A 20693-nucleotide genomic window follows, 5' to 3' on the forward strand; every position below is an offset into this window, starting at 1 on the left:
AGGCGACCAGGCGTCCGGCGCCTAGCGTCAGCGGTGTACACCACGCACCAACCGCAGGAGGCACATCATGACCACCGACACCCCGGGCACCGGCAGCCAGCCCCGGCTGCACCAGAAGGGCCGCGTCATCCAGGAGTTCGGCACCGTCAAGCAGTTCCCGCTGGCCCTGTCCTACGAGGCCCGGATGTACTCCTGCCAGCGGCTCAACAAGGTCCTCGCGGACACGCAGATCCTCTACGGCCTCTACAAGAAGCACCACTGGCTCATGCGCGGCGCGACCTTCTACCAACTGCACCTCGTCCTGGACCAGCACGCGACGCAGCAGCTCGCGCTCGTCGACACGCTCGCCGAGCGGGTCCAGACGCTGGGCGGCGTGGCCGTCGGCGACCCCCGTCACGTCGCCGAACTCACCTCGGTCCCGCGCCCGCCGGACGGTGTCGAGGAGGTGCCCGCGATGCTCTCCCGCCTCCTGGAGGCACACGAGATCATCCTGACCGACGCGCACGACGCGGCGTCGCGCGTCGCGGAGCTGGGTGACGACGGGACCAACGACCTGCTGGTCTCCCAGGTGATCCGCACCGGAGAGCTCCAGACGTGGTTCGTCGCCGAGCACTTGGTCGACACGCCCCTCGTGCGCGCGTGACACGTCGGTGACGGGGTGACGGGGTGACGGGGTGACGGGGTGACGGTCAGGGGGACGAGAGGTGACCGACCGTCAGGGCAGGATGGAGTCGACGTACCCGCCGTCGACCCGCAGCGCCCCGCCCGTGGTGGCGGAGGCCTGGTCCGAGCTGAGGTAGACCACCATGTTGGCGATCTCCTCCGGTTCGATCAGCCGTTGCAGCAGCGACTGCGGCCGGTGCCGGCGCATGAACTCGCGCTGGGCCTCGTCCCACGGCAGATCGCGGTCGACCAGCTGGTAGACGAAGTCCTCCACGCCGCCGGTGTGGGTCGGCCCGGCGATGACCGAGTTCACCGTCACCCCGGTGCCGGCCGCCTGCTTGGCGAACCCGCGGCCCACGGCGAGGAGCGCGGTCTTCGACATGCCGTAGTGGATCATCTCCACGGGGACGACCACGGCCGAGTCGCTGGCGATGTACTGGACGCGCCCCCAGCCGCGCCGGGTCATCTGCGGCAGGTACAGCCGGGTCAGGCGTACGGCGGCGAGCACGTTCACCTCGAAGTAGCGCCGCCACTCCTCGTCGGTGATCTCCAGCGGGTCGGCGGAGCCGAAGACACCGAGGTTGTTGACGAGGATGTCCACGTGAGGCAGGGCCTCGGCCAGCCGGGCCGCGCCCTCCTCGTGGGCGACGTCCGCGGCGACGGGGACCACGTCGGCGCCGGGCACCTCGTCGGTCAGCCGGGCCGCGGCGGCGGCCACGCGCTCCTCGTCACGGCCGTTCACGGCCACCCGGGCACCGGCCCGGGCGAGGCCGGCGGCGATGGCCGCGCCGATGCCCTGGGTGGAGCCGGTGACCAGAGCGGTGCGTCCTGCCAGATCGATGCGCATCCCGACGACTCCCTTTCAGACGGGCTCTGCTTGGACCTGGACAGGATGCTAGGCGCGCAGGCGGCCGAAGGACGCGCGCAATGCCGTGACGCGGTGACGCGGTGACTGACGCCGTGCGCTGTGGTGCCGCGCGCTCAGTGGGGAGGCGCCGGGCGCACCGGGTGCTTGCTCAGGACGGAGACCCGGTTGAAGGCGTTGATGGTGATCGCGACCCAGATCACGGCGGAGATCTCGTCGTCCGACAGGACGGAACGGGCGAGGGCGTAGGCGGCGCTCTGGGCGTCGGCGTCCGCCGGGTGGGTGGTGGCTTCGGCCAGGGCCAGCGCCGCCCGCTCGCGCGGGGAGAACAGCTCGGTGTCACGCCAGGCGGGCAGCACACCCAGCCGCTGTGTCGTCTCCCCGGCGCGCAGGGCGGCCCGGGTGTGCAGACCGAGGCAGTAGGCGCAGGCGTTGAGCTGCGACACGCGGATGTTGACCAGTTCGACGAGGATGCGGTCCAGTCCCGCGTCGGCGGCGGTCGCGCGGACCGCTTCGGCGGTGGCCGTCAGCGCACGATAGGCGTCCGGGCTCTGCTTGTCGACGAACACCCGTCCACCGGTGGTCGCCGTCACCGTCTCCGCCACGTGATCTCCCTTGTCGCACGCTGTTCCGATCTCCGTCCTATCATCCCGAGAAAATGTTGAAACTCCAACTTCCTGGGGGAGGGGTGACCCGGGTGACATGGGTGACGCATCGGCGCGGAAACACCGCCGCCTTTTGCTCCGTTCGGCCTGCCCGGTCGGGGTGAGGACCGCTACGGTGGTCGGCCTGGGTGCGCCGGAAACCAGCACGGGGGTGCCATGGGGTGTGAAGCAGCTCCGTCCCACGGCCGGACGGCCGCGACGGACGGACCGCGGGTACGGGTACGGGACGTGGTCCGCGACGTGGTGGCCGAGCTGGCCCCGGAGGAACTGCCGCTGGTGGCGGGAGTGGCCGGGTTCGACGACGCCACGGTCGTACGGCGCCTGGGCAGCCGGCGCCGGCGGAGCGACACCCTGGGCTTCGGGTTCGGCGAGGTCGCCGCGCTGGTGACTCCGGTGGTGTGGCTCGCGCTGAACCAGGCCGCGCAGCAGCTCGTGGGCACCGCGGTGGACAGCGGTGTCGGCAGGGCGCGGGCCGCGCTGCGCCGACTCTCCCGCAGGCCGGCCGAAGCGGTGACGGTCCCGCCGCTGAGCCGTGAACAACTGGCCCTGGTACGGCAGTCGGTCCTGACGACGGCCGCGCGGCACGGCCTGGAAGAGGAGCGCGCGACGAGGATCGCCGACGCGGTGCTGACCAGACTGGTGCTGGCCGGCCCGGAGGATCCCGGACCGGAGCCTGCGGGCCCGGCCAACCCGCCTGGCCCGACCGGTCCGCATGGTCCGGCTGGTCCGACCGGCTCGACCGGCCCGTCTGGTCCAGACGGTCAGGGTGGCCCGGCTGATCCGACTGGTTCAGCTCGTCCGGCCGGTCCCGCTGATCCGACCGGTTCGGCCGGTTCCGCCGGCGCGGCCGACGTCGACGCATGATGGCCGCCTTACCTCCGGATGCCGCTCCCGAGGCGGGAGAACGCCCCGCCCCGGTCCCGCTCGACGAGCGGGTGCTCGTGGCCGGCACGACACTGCGTTTCGTCCTGCTCGTGCTGCTGCTCGCGGCAGCCGGCACCAGCATGGTCCCCGCGGCCGTCCGGCACTTCCTCGCGTCGTCCGCCAAGGCCGACAAGGAGGCGGCCTGCTGGCTGGCGGCAGGCATCGATCCCGGCGCCTCTCTGAACACGAGCTACGTCCAGTACACCCGGAACGCGTCCGCGCTGCGGGACTGCACGGCGCGGTACAGCCAGGACTTCACCGGGGTGTCGCTCGGCGTGGGAGCGCTGGCGCTCGCCGCGGCCGTCGCGGTCTACTGGCTGCTGCCGGTGTGGCGGACGCGGCGCTCCAAGGTGGTGCCCCTGGACGCCATGGACGTACACGGCAGGCTACGACCGCTGCTGGACGAACTGACGGCCGTCGCCGGACTCACCCGCCCGCCCCGCTTCGTCGTCGACCCCGGGGCACGGACCGCCGGCGCCGTCGCGTTCGGCCGCCGGCGCAGACCCACGGTCTGCCTGGACGTCGGTCTGGTCGTCACGAGCGACCCGCGCCGCGACCGGTTCCGCGCCGTGGTGCTGCACGAACTCGCGCACCTGCGCAACGGGGACATCGGGATCACCTACGCCACCGTCGCCCTGTGGCGGGTGTTCCTCGTCCTGGTCCTCCTTCCGTGGGCGGCGGTGTTCCTGGACATCCTCTTCTTCGCCGGCACCGCGGACGTCCGGAGCCGGTTCGCCCCGTTCAACACGCACAGCCTGGTGCTCGGCGGTCTGCTCGTGGGGGCGGTCCACCTCACGCGCGCGGGAATCCTGCGCCACCGCGAGATCCACGCCGACCTCACGGCGGCGCGCTGGGGCGCGAGCCGGGAGATCTGGGAGGCCCCCGTCGCGCGGCGCTCCGACGCGTGGCCGGGACCGCTTCCCAGGTGGGCCGAACTCTGGCACACGCACCCGTCCTGGGCGCTGCGCCGGACGTCGCTGACCGACCCGAAGGCGCTGTTCGCGCTGGAGGCGCTGCCCCTGTTCCTCACCGGGCTCGCGGCCGACATCCTCGTCTGGCACCTCGGGAGCCTGCCGTACGGCGTCCTCGCGGCCAAGGCGGTGCTCGTCGCGGCCCTGGTCGTCGGCGTCGCAGGCGTCGCACTGTGGCGTGCCGTGCTGTACGCCGTCCGCACGGGGCGGCCGGTCCCGTCGGGAGGGCTCGTCGGCCTGTGGCTCGGCTCCGGCATCGTGGTGGGCGAGCTGACCGGCCCGAGAGCCGCCGGGAACCTCTGGCTGCCCCGGCATCCCGAGGCGCTGCTGATCCTCGTGGCCGCGCTGGTGCTGGTGATGACGTGGACCGCGCAGAACGCCGAGTGGCGGATCAGGGCCCTGCGGGCAAGAGCGCTGCGGCCCGCCCTGCTCGTGGGCCTGGCGGTGCCCTCGCTCGCGCTCGCCTCGGTGCTGTACTGGTGGTACGTCCAGGGCGAGGTCCTGACCGACGGCTGGCCGTTCACGACGGCCGGTCTGCTGGGCTCGTACGGCCTGCCCGGGCTGCCACCCGCGCACATCGGCCCGCTGCTGGAGGCCGTCGCGGTGGTGGGTGTCCTTCCCGGCACCGACGCCTCCGCCGGGAGCCTGTGGTGGGCCGGTGTGCTGCTCTGGGCGGTCCCGCTGCTCACGACGGCGGGACGCCCGCCGGTGCGCCGACCGGAGTGGCCGGCCGGAGCGCCGCCGGAGCCGGACGCGCTCCTCGGCACCCACCCACCGGGGCCGGGGCGGCACCTGGCCGCCGGACTCGCGGGCGGGCTCGTCTGCTGGGCCGGGCTGGCCATGGCGCTGGCCCGCCTGCACACGCCGGACCCGTCGGCCGTGCGCATGACGGGGCCGTTCCAGCTCACGCACCTGATGTGGCCCGTCTTCGTGATCTGCGCTGCGATGGCGCTGACCGCCGCCGTCGTCGCCGCGGTGACGGACGGGGCATGGCTGCTGGCCGGGCTGACCGCGGCGGGTGTCACCGCACTGCTGGGCGCGGGCGCCGCCTACCTCCTGATGAGGACGGACGGCTGTCTCGGTCCGCTCAACACCATGACGGACACCTGTAGATGGTGGCCGAACGTGGTGGCCTGGCCCCTGGTGAGAACCCAACTGGCCTACGCGCTGGCCCTCGGGACCCTGGCGGCCGGACTGTCCGCCTTCGCGGGCCATGGCGTGCGAGCGCTCCGGCGACGGGCCGGCCGCAGCGGGCGGAACCCGGCGGCGCGGCCCACCGCGGAACGGCCGCTGAGCCGGGTGTGGCGGCACGGTGCCCGGCTGGCGGCCGTCGCGGTCGTCGTGGCCGGGGCCGGCGTAACAGTGCTGACCGTCCAGACGTCCGGCCCGGCGGCCCGGCCACCGGAACTGATGCTGCGTCAGTCGACGGAAGCTCCGTCGGCGTCGACGGCGCGCGACCAGGGCCAGGCGTGGGCGGCGGTCGGGGGACTGGACCACATCAACGCGCTCGTCGCGGCGGAGCGCGCCTACACCAGCGCGTACGAGGCAGGGGCGAACTCCGCCTCCGACGCCGAGTTCGACGCGGCGATGCGCGAACTGCGTACCTCCTGCGAGGAACTGACCCGGGCGACGAAGCGGGCCGGCGCGTATTTCACCGTACCCGATCCGGCAGGTCAGCAGCTGTGGTCACAACTGCTGGGCCGAAACCGGGAGTTGGCCTCCGCGTGCCGGAAGCTGGCCACGCGGCCCGGCGCCGCGACCGCCCGTGCCGCCGGCACCGCACACCAGTACGCCGTCGACTCGGCGGCCGCGATGACGTATTGGCTCGCCGAGACGGGCGCGATCCGGCCCCGGACTCCGTGAACGACTCGTGAGGGGTTGCCGGGCCGGGTGGCGGTCACGTGACAATCACGCAGAAACCCGGCCGTCCCGGCGGCCGTCGCTACAGTCGCCTCATGGCGCTTGTCGAGGGGGATGCCGCCGGAAGACGCGGGCGGCGCTTACGAGTTGTGTCCGGACGGGTCGCGGTCGTCGCGCTGAGCGGAGCGCTCGCGCTGACCGCATGCGGCAGCGACGGAAACGACGACCGGAGCGGTGGCACCGGGAGCAAGGAAGCGGCCGAGCGGCACACCGTCGTACTGGAGGCCACCTCCGACTACGGCCGGCCGATGGCGATCAACTACTTCGGTACGACCACCGGGCCGCAGGGCATCACCATGATCGGGAAGAAGGGCGAAGGGGACCTGTCGGCGGAATCGCCGTGGAAGGTCACGCTCACCGTCGAGGGCAAGGACCCGTGGGTGCACCTGTCGGCCAACGGGACCGGCTGCCTCGGCCGCGCGACCGGAGGCGACTCCTGCGAAACCGGGGCCATTCCCCGCCGCGAGGACATCAAGGGGACCGGCACCACCACCTGCCGCATCACCATCGACGGCAAGGTCGTGGCGGAACGGTCCTACACCTATCCCACGATCGTTCCCGTCAGCTGCCTCACGCCACGCGGCGGGAAGACCCGGTGAGGAAAGATGACTGACGACCTTGCGCGGCCCGGCACACCGGACGATCCGCCCCTCCCCGCCGCGGGTGAGGACGACGGCGGGCGCGACGGGAACGCCGGCGAGGGCTCGCCCCCGCGCCGCCGCTCACGGCGGCGTGCCGTGCTCCTTGCCCTGGGCGTCCTCGCCGTCGTCGTCGCGGTGCTCCTGTGGATCGTCCAGGCCACCGGCAGCGGACCGGACGGACCCTCTTCGTCCGTGCGCTCCGACCTGCGCCGTTCCGCGGCACTGCTGCGCGGGGCCCCGGCCCTGCACTACACCGGCACCCTCAAGGTGAAGGGGCGCGGCGCGATCCGGCTGGACCTCGTCGTCAGCAACCCCGGCGACGCACTGGGCACCTTGACGATGCCCGGCAGCCCCGCGCTGGACTACGTGGCCATCGACGGCAAGTCGTTCCTGCGCGGGAACACGGAAGCGTGGCGCTCGCTCGGCATGGCCGAGAAGTCCGCGGTGCTCGCGGAACACCCCGCGCTGGTGACACCGGGCCTGTTCTTCTCCCAGGACCTCGCCGCGACCCTGGCGCCTCCCGCACTGGCGAGGATGCTGCTGCTGGAGAAGGTCCCCGACGAGAAGATCACCGTGGGCGACCCCGTCACCGTGGGCGATCACACCTGCACCCCTGTCCACGGCGACGGCACGACCTTCTGTCTGGGCAGGAAGACGGCGGGCGGCGCCCGGTTCGTCGACCGCGTCGGCTTCTCCGGCGGATCGGCCGTCCTCGACATCCAGGCGATGTCACGGGAGGCGGTGCACCGGTTCTCCACCGCGTTCCGGTCCCGGCTCCCCCTGACGCACCAGGCGGTCGACCACCGGATCAAGGTGACCACCCAGATCCTGACCGACTACGACGGCAAGTGCGCCCCGACCCTGTGCGTCTTCACAGCCCGGGTGACCGTCACCTTTCTCGGTCCCACCGCGGCCGCCGAAGCCTCCAAGGCCGTCCAGGTGAACTACGCGTGGTCCATCGACCGGGACGGGGTGCCCGCGCGGACCGGCGCGCAGTGCTCGGGCGCCGTCCTGATCAAGCCGGGCAAGTCGGCCGACCTGTCGTGCGCCGCCACCGGCCCGTCGGTCCCGGCCGGCGGACCGACCGGCGGCCGGTACCGCGGGGAGATCCGCACCTCCGATGTCGCGCTCACCGAGGCGGAGTACCAGCGCCTGCTGCGCCTGGCGGCGGACGACAGCGACAAGATCGCGACCCTCCCCGCCCTGCCCCCGCCCGGCTGACCGGCCACGCTGACGGGCGGTCCGGCCGGTGGTCTAATCCCGGTCGCCCCGCTCGCGGTATCCGTTCTCGACGAGCGCGCGGAGGCGGTCGACCGACTCCTCGTCGGCGGCGCGGGTGCTCCTGATCCAGGCGACCGAGATGACCGCGAGGAACAGGTCGTACCCCTGGACCGACGGGCGTACGCACCCCGTGAGCCGCGCGGCCCGCACGTACTCCTCGGTCGCGGCGATGAGCGTGTCGCAGGGGAGGGTGAGCGGGTTGTCCGGCTCCTGCGCCCGGGCCGCGGCCATCAGCGGTTCCGGCAGACCGCTGAAGGCGCTGAAGTACTCCTCCATGGCCCGCAGCCACTGGCCTAGCGCCTCGCAGGCGTCACCGAGCCGCGCGATCTCCGTGCGGCGGGCCACCAGTTCCTCGGAACGCGTCTGCAGCACGGCCGCCAGCAGCGCCTCCCGGGTGGGGAAGTGCCGGTACAGCGTGGCGGGTCCGACGCCCGCCTCCTTGGCCACCGCCTCCAGCGAGGTGCCCACCCCGTCCCGGAGGAAGTGCCGCTGGGCCGCCTCCAGCAGGGCCGCACGGTTGCGCTGTACGTCGGCACGGGGCTTGCGCCCCTGCTGCCCGGTGGCGTCCATGTGCCCTCCTGCCCCGTGCCGCACGCGATCGTGCGGTCACGTGAACGGAGACCGCCTCCGTACGGGTCGAGCATAAAAGGGAGGCGGAATCCGATCAATTCATCACCCTGTCCTACGCCTCCTCCCGGCCCGGGCCGTGGCTTCCGCCGGGCTTCGCCGCCGGTCCGCCGGCCCCCCTGATCAAGAATCTCTCCGCTATCTCCTACAATGTTCAAGTAATGGGTGAGGTGGAAGGGGCGGGTATGTCCACGCATGAGGCGGCCTTCGGGCCGCTGCTGCGGGAGATGCGGATGGCGAAGTCGTTGACGATCGAGGCGTTGGCGGACGCGTCCGGCGTCAGCGTGCGCGGCATCGGCGATCTCGAACGCGGACGGCGGGCCGCCCCGCAGCGGCGGACGGTGGCCGCGCTCGCCGCCGGACTCGGACTCGACGACACCGAGCGCGAACGGCTGCTCGCCGCCGCCCGGACCGGCCGCGCCCCCGGCTACAGCCCCCTCGGCGTGCGCGCCTTCCCGCGCGGCATCGACGACTTCGTCGGCCGCGCCGACGAACTGGCCGAACTGGAGAAACTCGCCGGCCCGCCCCCGGACGACGACACCGGGACGGAGACCGGGGACACGGCCGCCCGGCCCGTCGTCGTCGCCGTCCACGGCGCACCCGGAACCGGCAAGACCACCCTCGCGCTGCGCGCCGCCCGCCGGCTCGCCGACCGCTTCCCGGACGGCCAGCTCCTGCTGGACCTGCGGGGCACCGACGACGCGCCGCCCGCCCCCTCCGAGCTGATGGTCCGGGTGCTCAAGGCGTTCGGCGTGCCCGACCGCGACCTCGCCAAGTCCGGCCCGCAGGCCCACCCGGCCCTGTACCGGCAGGTCCTCGCCGACCGCCGCTGCCTGCTGGTGCTCGACAACGCCCGCGACGAGGCGCAGGTACGCCCGCTGCTGCCCGGCTCGGGCAGCACCCTGGTCCTGGTGACCAGCCGCCGTATGCTCACCGGACTCGACGGCGTGCACCGGCTGCCGCTCGGCCGGCTCGACGCCGCCGAGGCGGCCGCCTTTCTCGCCTCCCTCGTCGGCGACGACCGCGCCACGGCCGAACCGGACGCCCTGGAGGAGGTCGCCCGGCTGTGCGAGTATCTGCCGCTCGCTCTGCGCGTGGCCGGCAACTGGCTGGCGACCCGCACCGGTTGGAGCCTGCGCCGGCTCGCGGACCGGCTGGCCCGCGAGGAACGCCGGCTGGACGCGCTGTCCGCCGGGGACATCCGCGTGGCGAGCGCCTTCGACCTGTCCTACCGCCAGCTCACCCCCACCGCCGCCCGCCTCTTCCGGCGCCTGTCCCTGATCCCCGGCCCCGACACGAGCGCCGCCTGCGCCGCCCGGCTCACCGGCCAGGACCTCTACGACACCGAGGACACCCTGGAGGAACTGGTCGAGGCCGGCCTGCTCGGCGTCACCGGGGACCGCTACCGGCTCCACGACCTGCTGTGCCTGTACGGCCGGAGCAGGCTCGCCACCGAGGACGGCGCCGAGGAAGCCGAGCGGGCCCGGCGCTCGATGTTCCGGTGGCTGCTGGAGACGGCCGTCGTGGCCGGCCGGTGGTACGAACCCGACCACGGCGCGCCGCCGCCCACCTGGCAGGGCAGCGTGGACCTCACCAGCGCCGACCGGGCCCGCGAGTGGCTCCAGGCCGAAGCGCCCAACTGGCTGGCGGCCCTGCGCGCCGCCGCGGCGGATGGCGCCCACGCCACCGTCGTCGAGGTCGCCGAGTCCCTGCACTGGTTCTCCGACCAGTGGATCTTCTGGGGGCACTGGCCGGAGGTCTTCGCCACCGCCGTCCGCTCCGCCGAGGCGCTCGGTGACCCGCTGCTCGAAGCCACCCAGCTCAACTACTACGCCTGGGCCGTACTCCTGTGCGAGGGCAGGCTCCGGGACAGCCTGGAGTACTCGGCCCGCGCGCTCGCCGCGGCCCGGCGGGCCGGCGACCGCGTCCAGCAGGCGTGGGCGCACCAGTACGCGGGCTGGGCCCACAACCTGCTCGGCGAGACCGGCCCGGCCCTCGACCACCACATCGAGGCCGTCACCCTGTTCGACGCCGCGGGAGACCTGCCCGGCATGCTCCAGGCCCTCACCGGACGCGCCATGGACCTGGAGGGCGCCCGGCGCGGCGAGGAAGCGATCGAGACGTACCGCCAGGTCCTGGCCAGGCTCGACGAGGCCGGTGACCGCCTCGAACCCCACATCGCCGCCGTCACCCGCGTCAACGCGCTCGCGGCCCTCGGCCGCAGCCACGCCCGCCAGGGCCACTGGGAGGAGGCCGTACGGCACCTGCGGACCGCCGTCGACCTGTGCCGCACGGACGGCAACATCGCCCTGGAGAGCCGCTATCTCCGTGCGCTCGGTGACGTACTCCTCGACACCGGCCGTGCCGCCGAGGCACGCGAGGCGTTCACGCGCTGCATCGCCCTCGGCCCCGGAGCCGACCCCCGGCGGGTCGCCGAGGCCCGCTCCCGGCTCGCCCGCCTGGACACGGACTGAACCGGCCCGCCGCCCGGCGCGGGCGACCCCGCCACCCTACGGGCCGGTCACCGGCCCGACTTGTCCCTGCGCGCACGGCACCGTTCCCCGCGCGCACGTCCCGGCACCTCCGCTTTCTGCCTGGAGAGTGCCTGGTGCGCGGCACGGCCGGCTGGTTGATTGCAGGTGAGAAGAGAGAGGAGAGCCACGTGGACCTCGTGCTGTCGACGGACGCGGTGCCCGTCAGAGACAGGCCCGACCGCTGGCGGGCCGCCCTCGCCACGGCCCTGGGCCCGATGGCCGTGACACCCCGCGGCGGCGCCCCTCTCGCCGGCCGGATCAGCGGCGGCCGCCTCGGCCGGCTGCCGGTCTGTTCCCTCGAGGCCGACGGCCAGCGCCTCAGCCGCCGGGGACCGGGCGGCGCGAGCGTGGGACTGCTCGTCCTGACGGCCGGCACGGTGACACTGCTCCAGGACGGCCGCAGCGCCGTCGCGGGCGCCGGCGACCTCCTGGTCTACGACACGGCGCGGCCCTACGCCCTGGACTTCCCCGAGCGGTTCGCCTGCCACGTCGTCCACCTGCCCCGCCGCGGTCTGGACGTGTCCGACGAGGAACTGCGCTCGGTCACGGTGAGCGCCGTCAGCGGGACGCAGGGCATCGGCGCGATCCTCGGCCCCTACCTCACCCGGCTCCTGGACCCGGCGGACTCCTACGGCCCCGCCGTCGCGGCACGGCTCGCGGCCGGCGTCGAGGACCTCTTCGGCACGCTGGTGGCCGAGCGCGGCCGGTCCGGCGGCGCCGACAGCGGACGCGGCGAACTCGTCCTGCGCATCCGCGAGCACATCGACCGCCATCTGGAGAACCCCGGGCTGTCACCGGAGACGGTGGCCCTGGCCCACCACATCTCCGTGCGCTACCTGCACCGGCTGTTCGAGGAGGAGGGCATCACCGTGGCCCGGCTCGTCCAGCGTCGCCGGCTGGAGGAGTGCGCACGGGACCTGGCCCGCGGCGGCCGGGCCGCGCCCGCCGTGGCGGCGGTGGCGCACCGCTGGGGCTTCGTCAACCCGGCCCACTTCAGCCGGGCCTTCCGCCGGGCGTACGGGCACTCGCCGCGTGAGTGGCGGCAGCTGAGCGCGGAGGGGCGGACGTCGCCCACCGCGTACGGCGACCACGCACCGGCGCCCGGCACCCCGGGCACCGGCAGCACCGGCTCCCTCGCCGTGCGCACCGCCTCCGCCGCCGCCCGGGACACGGCCCGTGCGGCCTGACGCCGTCCCGGCGCGGACCGTGCCGGCCCCGACGGCCACGGTGCCCCCGGACGCCGGCCCGCCGCCGCGCACGCCGGTCCCGGCGAGCGTCGCGGCCCAGGACCGCCCGGCCGACGGCCCCCCGCCGCCCGACCGCCCGGCCCAGGACCGCCCCGCGCTCGCCGGCCGCGGCCCCGAGCAGGCCCTGCTGCGCCGCGTCCTGGACGGCGCCCGCGCGGGCAGCGGCGGGACGGGCACCCTCTTCCAGGGCGGCCCCGGCATCGGCAAGACGGCCCTGCTGGACTGGGCCCACGCCGAGGCCCGGGCGCTGGGCTTCACCGTGCTGCGCGCCGTGGGCTCCGAGGCCGAGGCCGGCGTGGCGTTCGGCGCGCTGCACCAGTTGCTGTGGCCGCTCACGGGCCGGATGCGCGCCCTGCCCGAACCGCAGCGGCGGGCCCTGGCCTTCGCCCTCGGCGAGGCCGCGGAACCCGTGCGCGGCGGTTTCCTGGTGGGCGCCGCGGTGCTGGCACTGCTCGCGGGCGAGGCACGCATGCACCCGGTGCTGGTCCTCGTGGACGACCTGCAATGGGTGGACTCCTCCAGCGCGGCCGTGTTCGCGTTCCTCCAGCGCAGGACCGCCGAAGTGCCCCTGGCCTTCGTCAGCGCGGGCCGCCCCGAGGGACCCGCGGCCGAGGGCAGACCCGGCACCGTCGTCGACCTGGCCGCACTGGCCGGCGACGACGCCCGCGCGCTGCTGGGCACCCGGCACCCGCACCTGGCGGTCACCACGGCCGAACGCATCCTCCAGGAAGCGGCCGGCAACCCGCTGGCCCTGGTCGAACTGCCCGTACACCTGCACCCGGACCAGGCACGCGGCGTCATGCCGCTGCCCAGGAGGTTCCCGCTCGGCCACCGGCTGGAGCGGCTGTTCGCGCCCCGGCTGGACCGCCTGTCCCGGGAGGCCGCCCACGTCCTGCTGTACGCGGCCCTGGGCGGCACGGCGGCGATGTGGGTGACGCCGGCCCTGCCGGACCGCCCCGACCCGCGGCGCGCCGACGACGTACTCGACGAGATCGAGACCAGCGGACTGGCCCACCTGGAACCGGACGGCCGGCTCACCTTCCGCCACCCCCTGGTGCGCGGCGCCGTCGTCGCCCGGGCCTCCGGCCCCGAACGGCGGGCCGCCCACCGCCGGCTCGCCGCCGAACTGCCGCGCGACGACCCCCGGGCCCTCGGCCACGAGGCGGACGCGACCGTCCTGCCCGACGACGAGCTGGCCGGCCGGCTCCAGGAGGCCGGCCGCCGGCTCGCGCTGCGCGGCGGCGACGCCGAAGGCGCTCTCCTGCTGCACCGCGCGGCCGTCCTCAGCACCGACGCCGAAGCCCGGGCCCGCCGCCTGACCTGGGCCGCGGCCATGGCCGCACGCGGCGGACGGCTGCCGTACGCGGCGAAACTCCTCGAGGAACTGCGCCACGCGCCCGTCCCCGACGACAGCGCCCCGCTGTACGCCTACGCCGTCGTCTACGTCGACCAGAGCCATCACGTCGACTTCGAGTCCTCCTTCACCCTGCTGCCGCGGGCCCTCGCCGCTCTGTCCCGGACCGGACCGGGCGCCGGACCGTTCGACGACCTGGCCGAGCAGGTCTACTTCAAGCTGCTGCTGGCCACGGTGTACACGTCCGACGCGCGCGGCTGGGCCGCCCTGCGGGCCCACCGGCACCAGGTCTCCGCCCTGGCCGACCTGTGCCGCCGGGCCTGGTCCGACCCCGCCCGCACCGCCCACGGCACGGGCACCGAACTGCGGGCCATGGCCGCAGCGATGAGCCAGGAGCAGCAGGCCGGAGCCGCCTGGCTGCTGCTGTGGACCGCCGCGGCGGTCGACATGGCCGACGCCTCCCTGTGGCGCCGCTTCCTGGGCCAGCACGCCTACGCCACCCAGGGCAGCATCGCCAAGGCCGGCGGCTACCAGAACTACCTGCACGGCCACTGGGACCAGGCGGAGGTGTGCCTGCGCGAGGCCGAGGCGGCCGACGCCCTCGGCTACCACTGCAACGCCCTGCTCTTCCGGCACCACTACGCCCACTTCCTCGCCGGACGCGGCGACGAGGACGGCCTGCTCGCGGTGGACCGCGCCATCCGACCCACAGCCGAACGGGTACGGATGACGTTCGTGACGGACCACCTCACCCATCTGCGGGCCCTGGCCGCCCTCGGCCACGGCCGCGACGAGGAGGCGTACACCGCGCTGGCCGGACTGACCCCGCCCGGCGTGCTCCCGGCCGGACTGCCCTGGTTCCACCTGCCGTTCTTCGACTTCGTGGAGGCGGCGCTGCGCACCGGACGGACCGCGCAGGCACGGGCGCACGTGGCGGCCGGCGACGCGGCCCGCATGGGCGACATCTCCCCGCACCACGCGTTCCTGCTGGCCGCCGCCCGGGCGCTCGCCGCACCCGACGAGGAGGCCGACGCGCACTACCAGGCGGCGTACCGCGTGCCCGGCGCCGAGCAGTGGGTGTTCGAACTGGCCAGGCTGCGGCTGGCCCACGGCACCTGGCTGCGCGACCGCCACCGTCCGCAGACCCGGCAGACACTCCAGCGGGCCCTGGAGGCCTTCCGCGCCCTGGGCGCCGGGCCCTGGGCCGAGCGCGCCGCACGCGAACTGCGCTCCGCCACCGTGCGCACCGGCGCCGGCTGCCCGCTCACGGCGCAGGAGCTGCGGATCGCCCAGCTCGCGGCGGACGGGCTCACCAACAAGGAGATCGCGGCCAGGCTGAGCCTGTCCCCGCGGACCGTCGGCGGCCACCTGGCGAAGACCTTCCCCAAGCTGGGCATCGCCTCCCGCGCCGCCTTGGCACGCGCGCTGGAGAGAAACACGCCGTAGCGGCTCACGCGGGCCAGCCGTGCAACGCCTCGTGCAGGGTGTCCAGCACCTGGGTGCGCGCCGCACGGGCCGCCGGGCTGTCCCGTAACCGCTCGAAGAGGAGGAAGCCGTGCACCGTGCCGTGGTAGCGCATCGACACCACCGGCACCCGCACCCGCCGCAGCCGCGCCGCGTACCGCTCGCCTTCGTCGCGCACCACGTCGGCCTCCGCCGTGATCACCAACGTGGGCGGCAGACGGGCGAGTTCACCGTCCGTCGCGTGCGCGGGCGACGCGGTGCTCGCGAGCCGGTCGGCGTCCTCGGGGACGTACTGCCGCCAGAACTGCTCCATGGCCTCCCGGCCGAGGAAATAACCCTCGCCGAACCGCCGGTAGGACGCCGTGTCCATCCGCGCGTCCGTCACCGGGCAGACCAGCACCTGATGCGCGAGCCGCGGCGCGCGGTGCCGGCCGGCCAGCAAGGCCAGCGCCGCCGCGAGGTTCGCCCCCGCCGACACCCCGGCCACCGCCAGCCGCCCGCCGTCCAGCCCGTGTTCGCGGCCGTGCGCGGCCAGCCACCGCGCCACGGCGTACACCTGCTCCAGGGCGACCGGATACCGGGCCTCGGGTGCCCGGTCGTACTCCGGCACGACGACGGCGGCGTCCGCGCCGAGCGCCAGGTCGGCGACCAGCCCGTCGTGCGCGCTCGCGTCGGTGAGCATCCAGCCCAGTCCGTGCAGGAACAGCACCACCGGCAGCGGTCCGCCGGCGCCCGAGGGCCGCAGCACCCGGATCCGGACCCGGTCGCCGCGGGGCCCCGGCACGGCCAGCCACTCCTCGTCCACGTCCGGCGCCCCGCCGTCCCGTCCGACCAGCGGCGCCACCGCGGCGCGCGCCGCCCGCGGATCGGCGCCCCGGGGCACCACGGGGCACTGGTGCAGCCGCACGAAGTCCCGTGCCTGCTGCTCCAGCACAGGGGAGTCCCAGGGTCGACCGGCATCCACGCGCGCACTCCTGACTGGCCGCCATCCGGGACGTGCCGGATGCGGCGAACTGGTCGGCACGGCACGCGCCCCGACGGCTGCCGCACCGACCCTAACCCGCCCCCGTCCCGGCGAACACGCCGCCCGCGCACCGTGACGTGCCCGTGCGCGCACACCCCGGTCCGCCCGTCTCGGCGCAGGTCACACGCGCCCGTTCCAGGACAGGTCATATGACCTACCCCCTCCCCGGTACCCCCGGTCAGGCTGAGGACACCAGGTGTCCGTCCCGCCGGGCCGGACGACAGGAAGGGGCCGTCGTGCAGGACGAGGTCAGCACAGCGTCGATGCCGAGGGCGGAGGGGGCCCGGGAGTGGGAGCGCGCGGTCCGGCGGCGGCTGGCCCCCCTGGACGTCACGTTCCCCTCGGGGACCGCGGACTTCCAGGGCACGCTCGGCTCGGGTGACGCGGGCTTCCTGCGGCTGCTGTCGATGCGCGCGGCTCCGCTGCGGCTGAGCCGTACCGCCCGGCCCGCGCCGGGTGCCGAGGACGGCCATCTGGTCCTGCTCGTGCAGGAGGAGGGCACCGGCGCCCTCCGGCAGGACGGCCGCGAGGCCGTCGTACGGACCGGTCAGCTGGCCCTGCTGGACCTGCGCCGGCCCTTCGCGCTGGACCAGCACACGCCGTTCCACCTGTACGCCCTGCGGATGCCCGAGCGCTCCCTCGGGCCGTCCGCGCCGCACGTCCCGCACCTCACCGGCCGCGCCCTGCCCGCGGCCGAGGGCGTGGCGGCGCTGCTGCGTCCGCTCGCCGCCGAGGTCGCGTCCGGCTCGGGGGCCTTCGCCGACCACGTCAAGGAGCGGCTCGCCGGCCACCTCGCGGACCTCGTCGCCACACTCGTCGACGAGCAGGCACGCGGACCGCACGACAGCGCGCCGGACACGCCGCGGGCCCTGCTGCTCACCGCGATCCGCGCCCACATCGACGCGCACCTGCGCGACCCCGCGCTGTCACCCGCGCACATCGCCGAGGCCCACGGCATCTCCCTGCGCTACCTCCACGTGCTGTTCCAGGACGAGGACACCACGGTGCACCGGCTCATCCAGCAGCGGCGGATCGAGGAGTGCGCCCGCGAACTGCTGCGCCGCGCCCGCGTCAGCCGCACGATCTCCGCGGTGGCCCGCGGCTGGGGCTTCCAGAACGCCGCCCACTTCAGCCGGGTCTTCAAGTCCGTCTACGGATGCTCACCCAGCGAGTGGCGGGACGCCGGACCGGGGAGCGGCGGTCCCCACCCGGCGTGAGGCGGAGTGGCCTGCGCAAAGAGTTATCGATACGACACACAGTGTCATCGGTATGTCGTTCCGGATCCGCGGACGACCCAAGAGGATGGTCCCAGCGCACCCCCGGCCCGGCGGCCCGGGACGAAGGAGTCCGTCTCCCTCCGCCGACGCGGAGCCGGGGACCGCGCGACCGAACTGGCGATCCCGGCCTCCCACGAAGGCCTTGGCCGTAAAACCGTAGAAGGGGAACGAACCATGCGTAGGAACAAGAAGACGGCGGCCGCTGTTTCGGCCGTGGCGTTGCTGTCCGGTCTGCTCACCTTGACCGGCGCCCCGGCGGCCAGCGCCGCCGACGGCTGCAACAACGACAACGGCAAAACCGTGCGGACCGCGTTCGGGGGCAAGGGCCAGGGCATCGAACTCCGGGCGAACGGCTCGGGCGACAGCACCTGCGCCTGGGGCCGCATCGTCGGCGGCGCGCCGGGCATGCACGTCTGGGTGGACCGCAGCAGCGACGGCGGCCGGACCTGGGAACCGCAGCTCGGCTGGCGGGAGATCAGCTCCGGGGGCAGCGTCTGGACCGAGGCGTGGCGGGACAGCAACGGCAAACTGATGCGTGCCTGCGGCGACTCGGGCTACAACACGGCGATCACCTGTACCAGCTGGTACTAGGCACGGCCCGCACACCACGCCGGCCCGGGCCTGACGGCGCGGCGCCGGCCGTGCGCGGCCCGGGTCTGCCGCTGTCCGCCGAGGTCACCCCGGCCGCCCCGGACGGCGGACGCCCGTCCGGTGCGGTGCGGTGCGAAGGTGTGCCGGTCAGCGGATACGACGAGCCCGTCGCCGGACCGGGCGTGTCACCCGTCGGGCCGAAAGTCTCCGCGTCGGGACGACCATGCACGCCGAACGCGGGTATAGGGGCGCCATACCGACAAGTCCCCCCACAGGAGGAACAGACGATGACCGACGACGCCTATCTCGTGCTCGTGCCCGGCGCGGGAGCCACGCTCGGCGTGCCGCTCTCGGCCGTCGGTGCCCTGGCGTGTCTGGAGACACCCGCGGTGCAAGGCTGGCTCCAGGCCCAGGGGGTCACCGCGGGCTCTCCCGACCTGCGGATCGTGCCGCCCGAGGAGACGGCGGCCATCCCCGGGGACGTCGAACGGCTGCCCGTGCCGCTCGGCGAGGAGGAGCTGAGCCGGCTGCGCCACCACATCGTGCCGCCGGACCTGGCGCGGGTGGAGGACGAACTGCTGGCCTACCGTTCCTGCACCGACGGCCGCGACGCCCTGCTCACCCGCGCCCTGGCGGCCGGTGTGCCGGCGCACCGCGTCGCGGAACTGACCGGCGAGGACGTGGCCACCATCAAGGCGATCGCCCACTGAGCATCACGCCCGCGAGCTGTGACAGGGGGATCCGGCGGCACCGCCTCGGCCCGCGGCGGCGCGGAACACCGGCCGGGAACGCCGTGCACCGGGGCGCGGCAGCGGGCCGCCGCGGCCGCGGCCGGACCGTCACGGCCGGCTCCGCAGCCGGTGTGCCCAGACATGCGGCCGGGGCCCGTGGAAGGGACCCCGGCCGAACTGTCCGCGCCGGCCAGGGCCGGTCGCTCGGGTGACGCGGGTCGGGACCCGCTCACGAGGGTCGAGAGCGCCTCGCGGGCGGTCCCGGCGGAGCGGGCTCGCTCCGCACGCGCCGGCCGGGACCGCCCGCCGTGTCACCGCGTCCGTGCGGTGACGGGGTGGTTCAGCAGGCGCCGAGGTCCTGCCAGACGCCCCACTCGCCGGTGCTGCCGGGCTCCTCGCCCGTCGTCCACCACTTGGCCTTCCAGTTGTGACCCTTGTACGAGACCTGCTGGCCGCCGGTGTAGACCTTGTCCTTGGCCCACGGGGTGGCCGTGCACTGGCTGCCGGAGCCGCCGGTGACGGTCAGGGAGTAGGACGCCGAGTGGCTGCCCGAGGTGCCCGCGCCGGTCACGGTGACCGTGTAGGTGCCCGAGGCCGCGGCCGAGGTGGTGGCCAGGGTGAGGGTGGAGGAGCCGCCCGCGGTGACCGACGCCGGGCTGAGGGAGGCGGTGACGCCCGCCGGGGCCCCGCTGACGCTCAGCTTCACGGTCTGGGCGTCGCCCTTCGTCACGGCCGTCTTCACGGTCGCCGTGGCCGACTGGCCGGCCGTCACCGAGCCGGAGGCCGGGGTGAGCGCGACGGAGAAGTCGTTGGACGGGGCGGGGGTGCCGCCACCGGTGAACGGGGCGAAGACGCGCGTGAAGTCCCACGTGTTCTGCTCGATGCCCGAGCAGTTGTCGGCGGCCGCGCCGCCCGGGCAGCCGCCGTTGTCCCGCTGCAGCGCCCAGAAGGACAGGGTGTTGATGCCCTTGGAGACCGCCCAGTCGTACACGGTCCGGGCGTTGGCCAGGGTGAAGGTCTCCGCCTTGCCGAAGTCGTCGACGCCCGGCATCTCGGTGACGCCGACCATGTTCCACAGCTGGGCGGAGGTCTTGGCCGGGTACAGCTTGGCGAGCAGGTCGTACAGGCCCTGGGCGGCGGTCTGGGTGTCCTTCGCCATGTCGTGGGACTGGTTGTCGTAGTAGTCGAACGTCATGAGGTTCACGACGTCGACGCGGGTGCCGTTGCTCACCGCGTTGCGCAGCAGCGCCTCGCCGTTGGCCGCGAGGCCGTGCGTGGTGGTCGGCAGGGTGTAGGAGATCTCCACCTTGCGTCCGTTGGCCGCCGCCCAGTCCTGGACCAGCTTGATGGCCTTGTTGCGGCGGTCGATGGCCGCGGAGTTGTCGAGCGAGTCGACCTCGATGTCCATGTCGAGCCGCGAGATGTCGTAGGTGGTGATCACCTTCTCGTACGCGGCGGCGATCTGCTGGACGTCGGTGCAGCTGTCGGCGATCTCGGTGCCGGTGGTGTCGGCCGTGTACCCCCCGAAGGAGGGAATGACGTCACCGCCGGCCGCCTGGATCGTCTTGATGTCGGCGCCGAAGGTCGAGGCGGCCACCGGCATGCCCGTGTCGCCGTTCCAGTACGGCGTGCAGGAGCCCTTGGTGGCGGTCTGCAGGAACGCCATCGTCAGGTGCTTGGCGCCCGACTGGGCGGACAGGGCGGCGGGGCTCTCGCCGGTCCAGGCCTCGAAGTAGGGGGCGAAGACGTGTTCCGGCAGCGGGGTCGCGGCCTGGGCGGCGCCGGTTCCCGTGAGGGCGAGGCCCACCGCTGCCGCCGTGGTGGCGGCAGCGGTGACGGCCGCGCGGAAGGAACGCACGAGTCTCATGTCAGTCCCGGTGTGTGGAGGAGATGCCAACGTGCTGGGGCGGGGCG

16 protein-coding genes are annotated in these 20693 nt (G+C 74.3%); 11 read left to right on the forward strand and 5 right to left on the reverse strand.

Annotated features, from left to right (window positions below; translation table 11 throughout):
- The first annotated feature begins 67 nt into the window (after positions 1-67).
- Positions 68-643, forward strand: coding sequence for a Dps family protein (locus ACH4OA_RS29970; RefSeq protein ID WP_397972309.1), 576 nt, complete (start codon positions 68-70; stop codon positions 641-643).
- A gap of 72 nt (positions 644-715) precedes the next feature.
- On the opposite strand, the gene ACH4OA_RS29975 is transcribed toward ACH4OA_RS29970, so the two are convergent.
- Both ACH4OA_RS29975 and ACH4OA_RS29980 read right to left on the reverse strand, forming a co-directional pair.
- Positions 716-1510 (reverse strand): SDR family oxidoreductase, encoded by a 795-nt coding sequence (locus ACH4OA_RS29975; protein WP_365877823.1) that lies wholly within the window; start codon positions 1508-1510, stop codon positions 716-718.
- A gap of 134 nt (positions 1511-1644) precedes the next feature.
- Entirely contained in the window at positions 1645-2133 is a 489-nt protein-coding gene (locus ACH4OA_RS29980; RefSeq protein WP_397940932.1) for a carboxymuconolactone decarboxylase family protein, read from the reverse strand.
- 216 nt (positions 2134-2349) lie between these two features.
- Between ACH4OA_RS29980 and ACH4OA_RS29985 the strand changes: the two genes are divergently transcribed.
- The 4 genes from ACH4OA_RS29985 (at position 2350) to ACH4OA_RS30000 (ending at position 7870) form a co-directional block, all read left to right on the forward strand.
- Positions 2350-3057, forward strand: a complete 708-nt coding sequence (locus ACH4OA_RS29985; protein WP_397946854.1) for a hypothetical protein — start codon at positions 2350-2352, stop codon at positions 3055-3057.
- Positions 3054-5951 carry a M48 family metalloprotease gene (locus ACH4OA_RS29990; protein ID WP_397972312.1) on the forward strand — a complete coding sequence of 966 codons (2898 nt, stop codon included), beginning with the start codon at positions 3054-3056 and terminating at the stop codon, positions 5949-5951. The genes ACH4OA_RS29985 and ACH4OA_RS29990 overlap by 4 nt, the downstream gene beginning before the upstream one ends.
- Positions 5952-6043: 92 nt before the next feature.
- On the forward strand, positions 6044-6607 hold the full coding sequence (locus tag ACH4OA_RS29995) for a hypothetical protein (protein WP_397972315.1): 564 nt from the start codon (positions 6044-6046) through the stop codon (positions 6605-6607).
- A 6-nt stretch (positions 6608-6613) separates the two neighbouring features.
- Complete coding sequence (locus ACH4OA_RS30000; RefSeq protein WP_397972318.1) at positions 6614-7870, forward strand: hypothetical protein; 1257 nt, start codon at positions 6614-6616, stop codon at positions 7868-7870.
- 33 nt (positions 7871-7903) lie between these two features.
- On the opposite strand, the gene ACH4OA_RS30005 is transcribed toward ACH4OA_RS30000, so the two are convergent.
- A complete protein-coding gene (locus tag ACH4OA_RS30005; protein WP_397940922.1) occupies positions 7904-8500 on the reverse strand; it encodes a TetR/AcrR family transcriptional regulator in 597 nt (198 codons plus the stop codon).
- A 242-nt stretch (positions 8501-8742) separates the two neighbouring features.
- On the opposite strand from ACH4OA_RS30005, the gene ACH4OA_RS30010 reads away from it, so the two are divergent.
- The 3 genes from ACH4OA_RS30010 (at position 8743) to ACH4OA_RS30020 (ending at position 15138) form a co-directional block, all read left to right on the forward strand.
- A complete protein-coding gene (locus ACH4OA_RS30010; protein ID WP_397972320.1) occupies positions 8743-11031 on the forward strand; it encodes an ATP-binding protein in 2289 nt (762 codons plus the stop codon).
- 188 nt (positions 11032-11219) lie between these two features.
- A complete protein-coding gene (locus ACH4OA_RS30015) occupies positions 11220-12278 on the forward strand; it encodes a helix-turn-helix domain-containing protein (RefSeq protein WP_397940918.1) in 1059 nt (352 codons plus the stop codon).
- The gene (locus ACH4OA_RS30020) at positions 12268-15138 is read left to right on the forward strand and encodes an ATP-binding protein (RefSeq protein ID WP_397972322.1); all 2871 of its coding nucleotides are present in this window, start codon (positions 12268-12270) and stop codon (positions 15136-15138) included. The genes ACH4OA_RS30015 and ACH4OA_RS30020 overlap by 11 nt, the downstream gene beginning before the upstream one ends.
- A gap of 4 nt (positions 15139-15142) precedes the next feature.
- Here ACH4OA_RS30020 and ACH4OA_RS30025 read toward each other — a convergent pair whose 3' ends face one another.
- Positions 15143-16120: an alpha/beta hydrolase gene (locus ACH4OA_RS30025; protein ID WP_397972324.1), complete on the reverse strand. Its 978-nt coding sequence runs from the start codon at positions 16118-16120 to the stop codon at positions 15143-15145.
- Between the two features lie 296 nt (positions 16121-16416).
- Here ACH4OA_RS30025 and ACH4OA_RS30030 point away from each other — a divergent pair, with 296 nt between their 5' ends.
- From ACH4OA_RS30030 to ACH4OA_RS30040, 3 genes are all read left to right on the forward strand, one after another.
- Complete coding sequence (locus ACH4OA_RS30030) at positions 16417-17397, forward strand: helix-turn-helix domain-containing protein (protein ID WP_397946847.1); 981 nt, start codon at positions 16417-16419, stop codon at positions 17395-17397.
- 234 nt (positions 17398-17631) lie between these two features.
- Positions 17632-18048 (forward strand): glycosyl hydrolase, encoded by a 417-nt coding sequence (locus ACH4OA_RS30035; RefSeq protein WP_365883878.1) that lies wholly within the window; start codon positions 17632-17634, stop codon positions 18046-18048.
- Positions 18049-18335: 287 nt separating this feature from the next.
- Positions 18336-18758 carry a DUF6003 family protein gene (locus ACH4OA_RS30040; protein WP_365883879.1) on the forward strand — a complete coding sequence of 141 codons (423 nt, stop codon included), beginning with the start codon at positions 18336-18338 and terminating at the stop codon, positions 18756-18758.
- A 361-nt stretch (positions 18759-19119) separates the two neighbouring features.
- Here ACH4OA_RS30040 and ACH4OA_RS30045 read toward each other — a convergent pair whose 3' ends face one another.
- The gene (locus tag ACH4OA_RS30045; protein ID WP_397940909.1) at positions 19120-20646 is read right to left on the reverse strand and encodes a glycosyl hydrolase family 18 protein; all 1527 of its coding nucleotides are present in this window, start codon (positions 20644-20646) and stop codon (positions 19120-19122) included.
- Between the last annotated feature and the right edge of the window lie 47 nt (positions 20647-20693).

It is taken from the genome of Streptomyces sp. NPDC017095, from assembly GCF_044332325.1.
Lineage (GTDB): Bacteria > Actinomycetota > Actinomycetes > Streptomycetales > Streptomycetaceae > Streptomyces.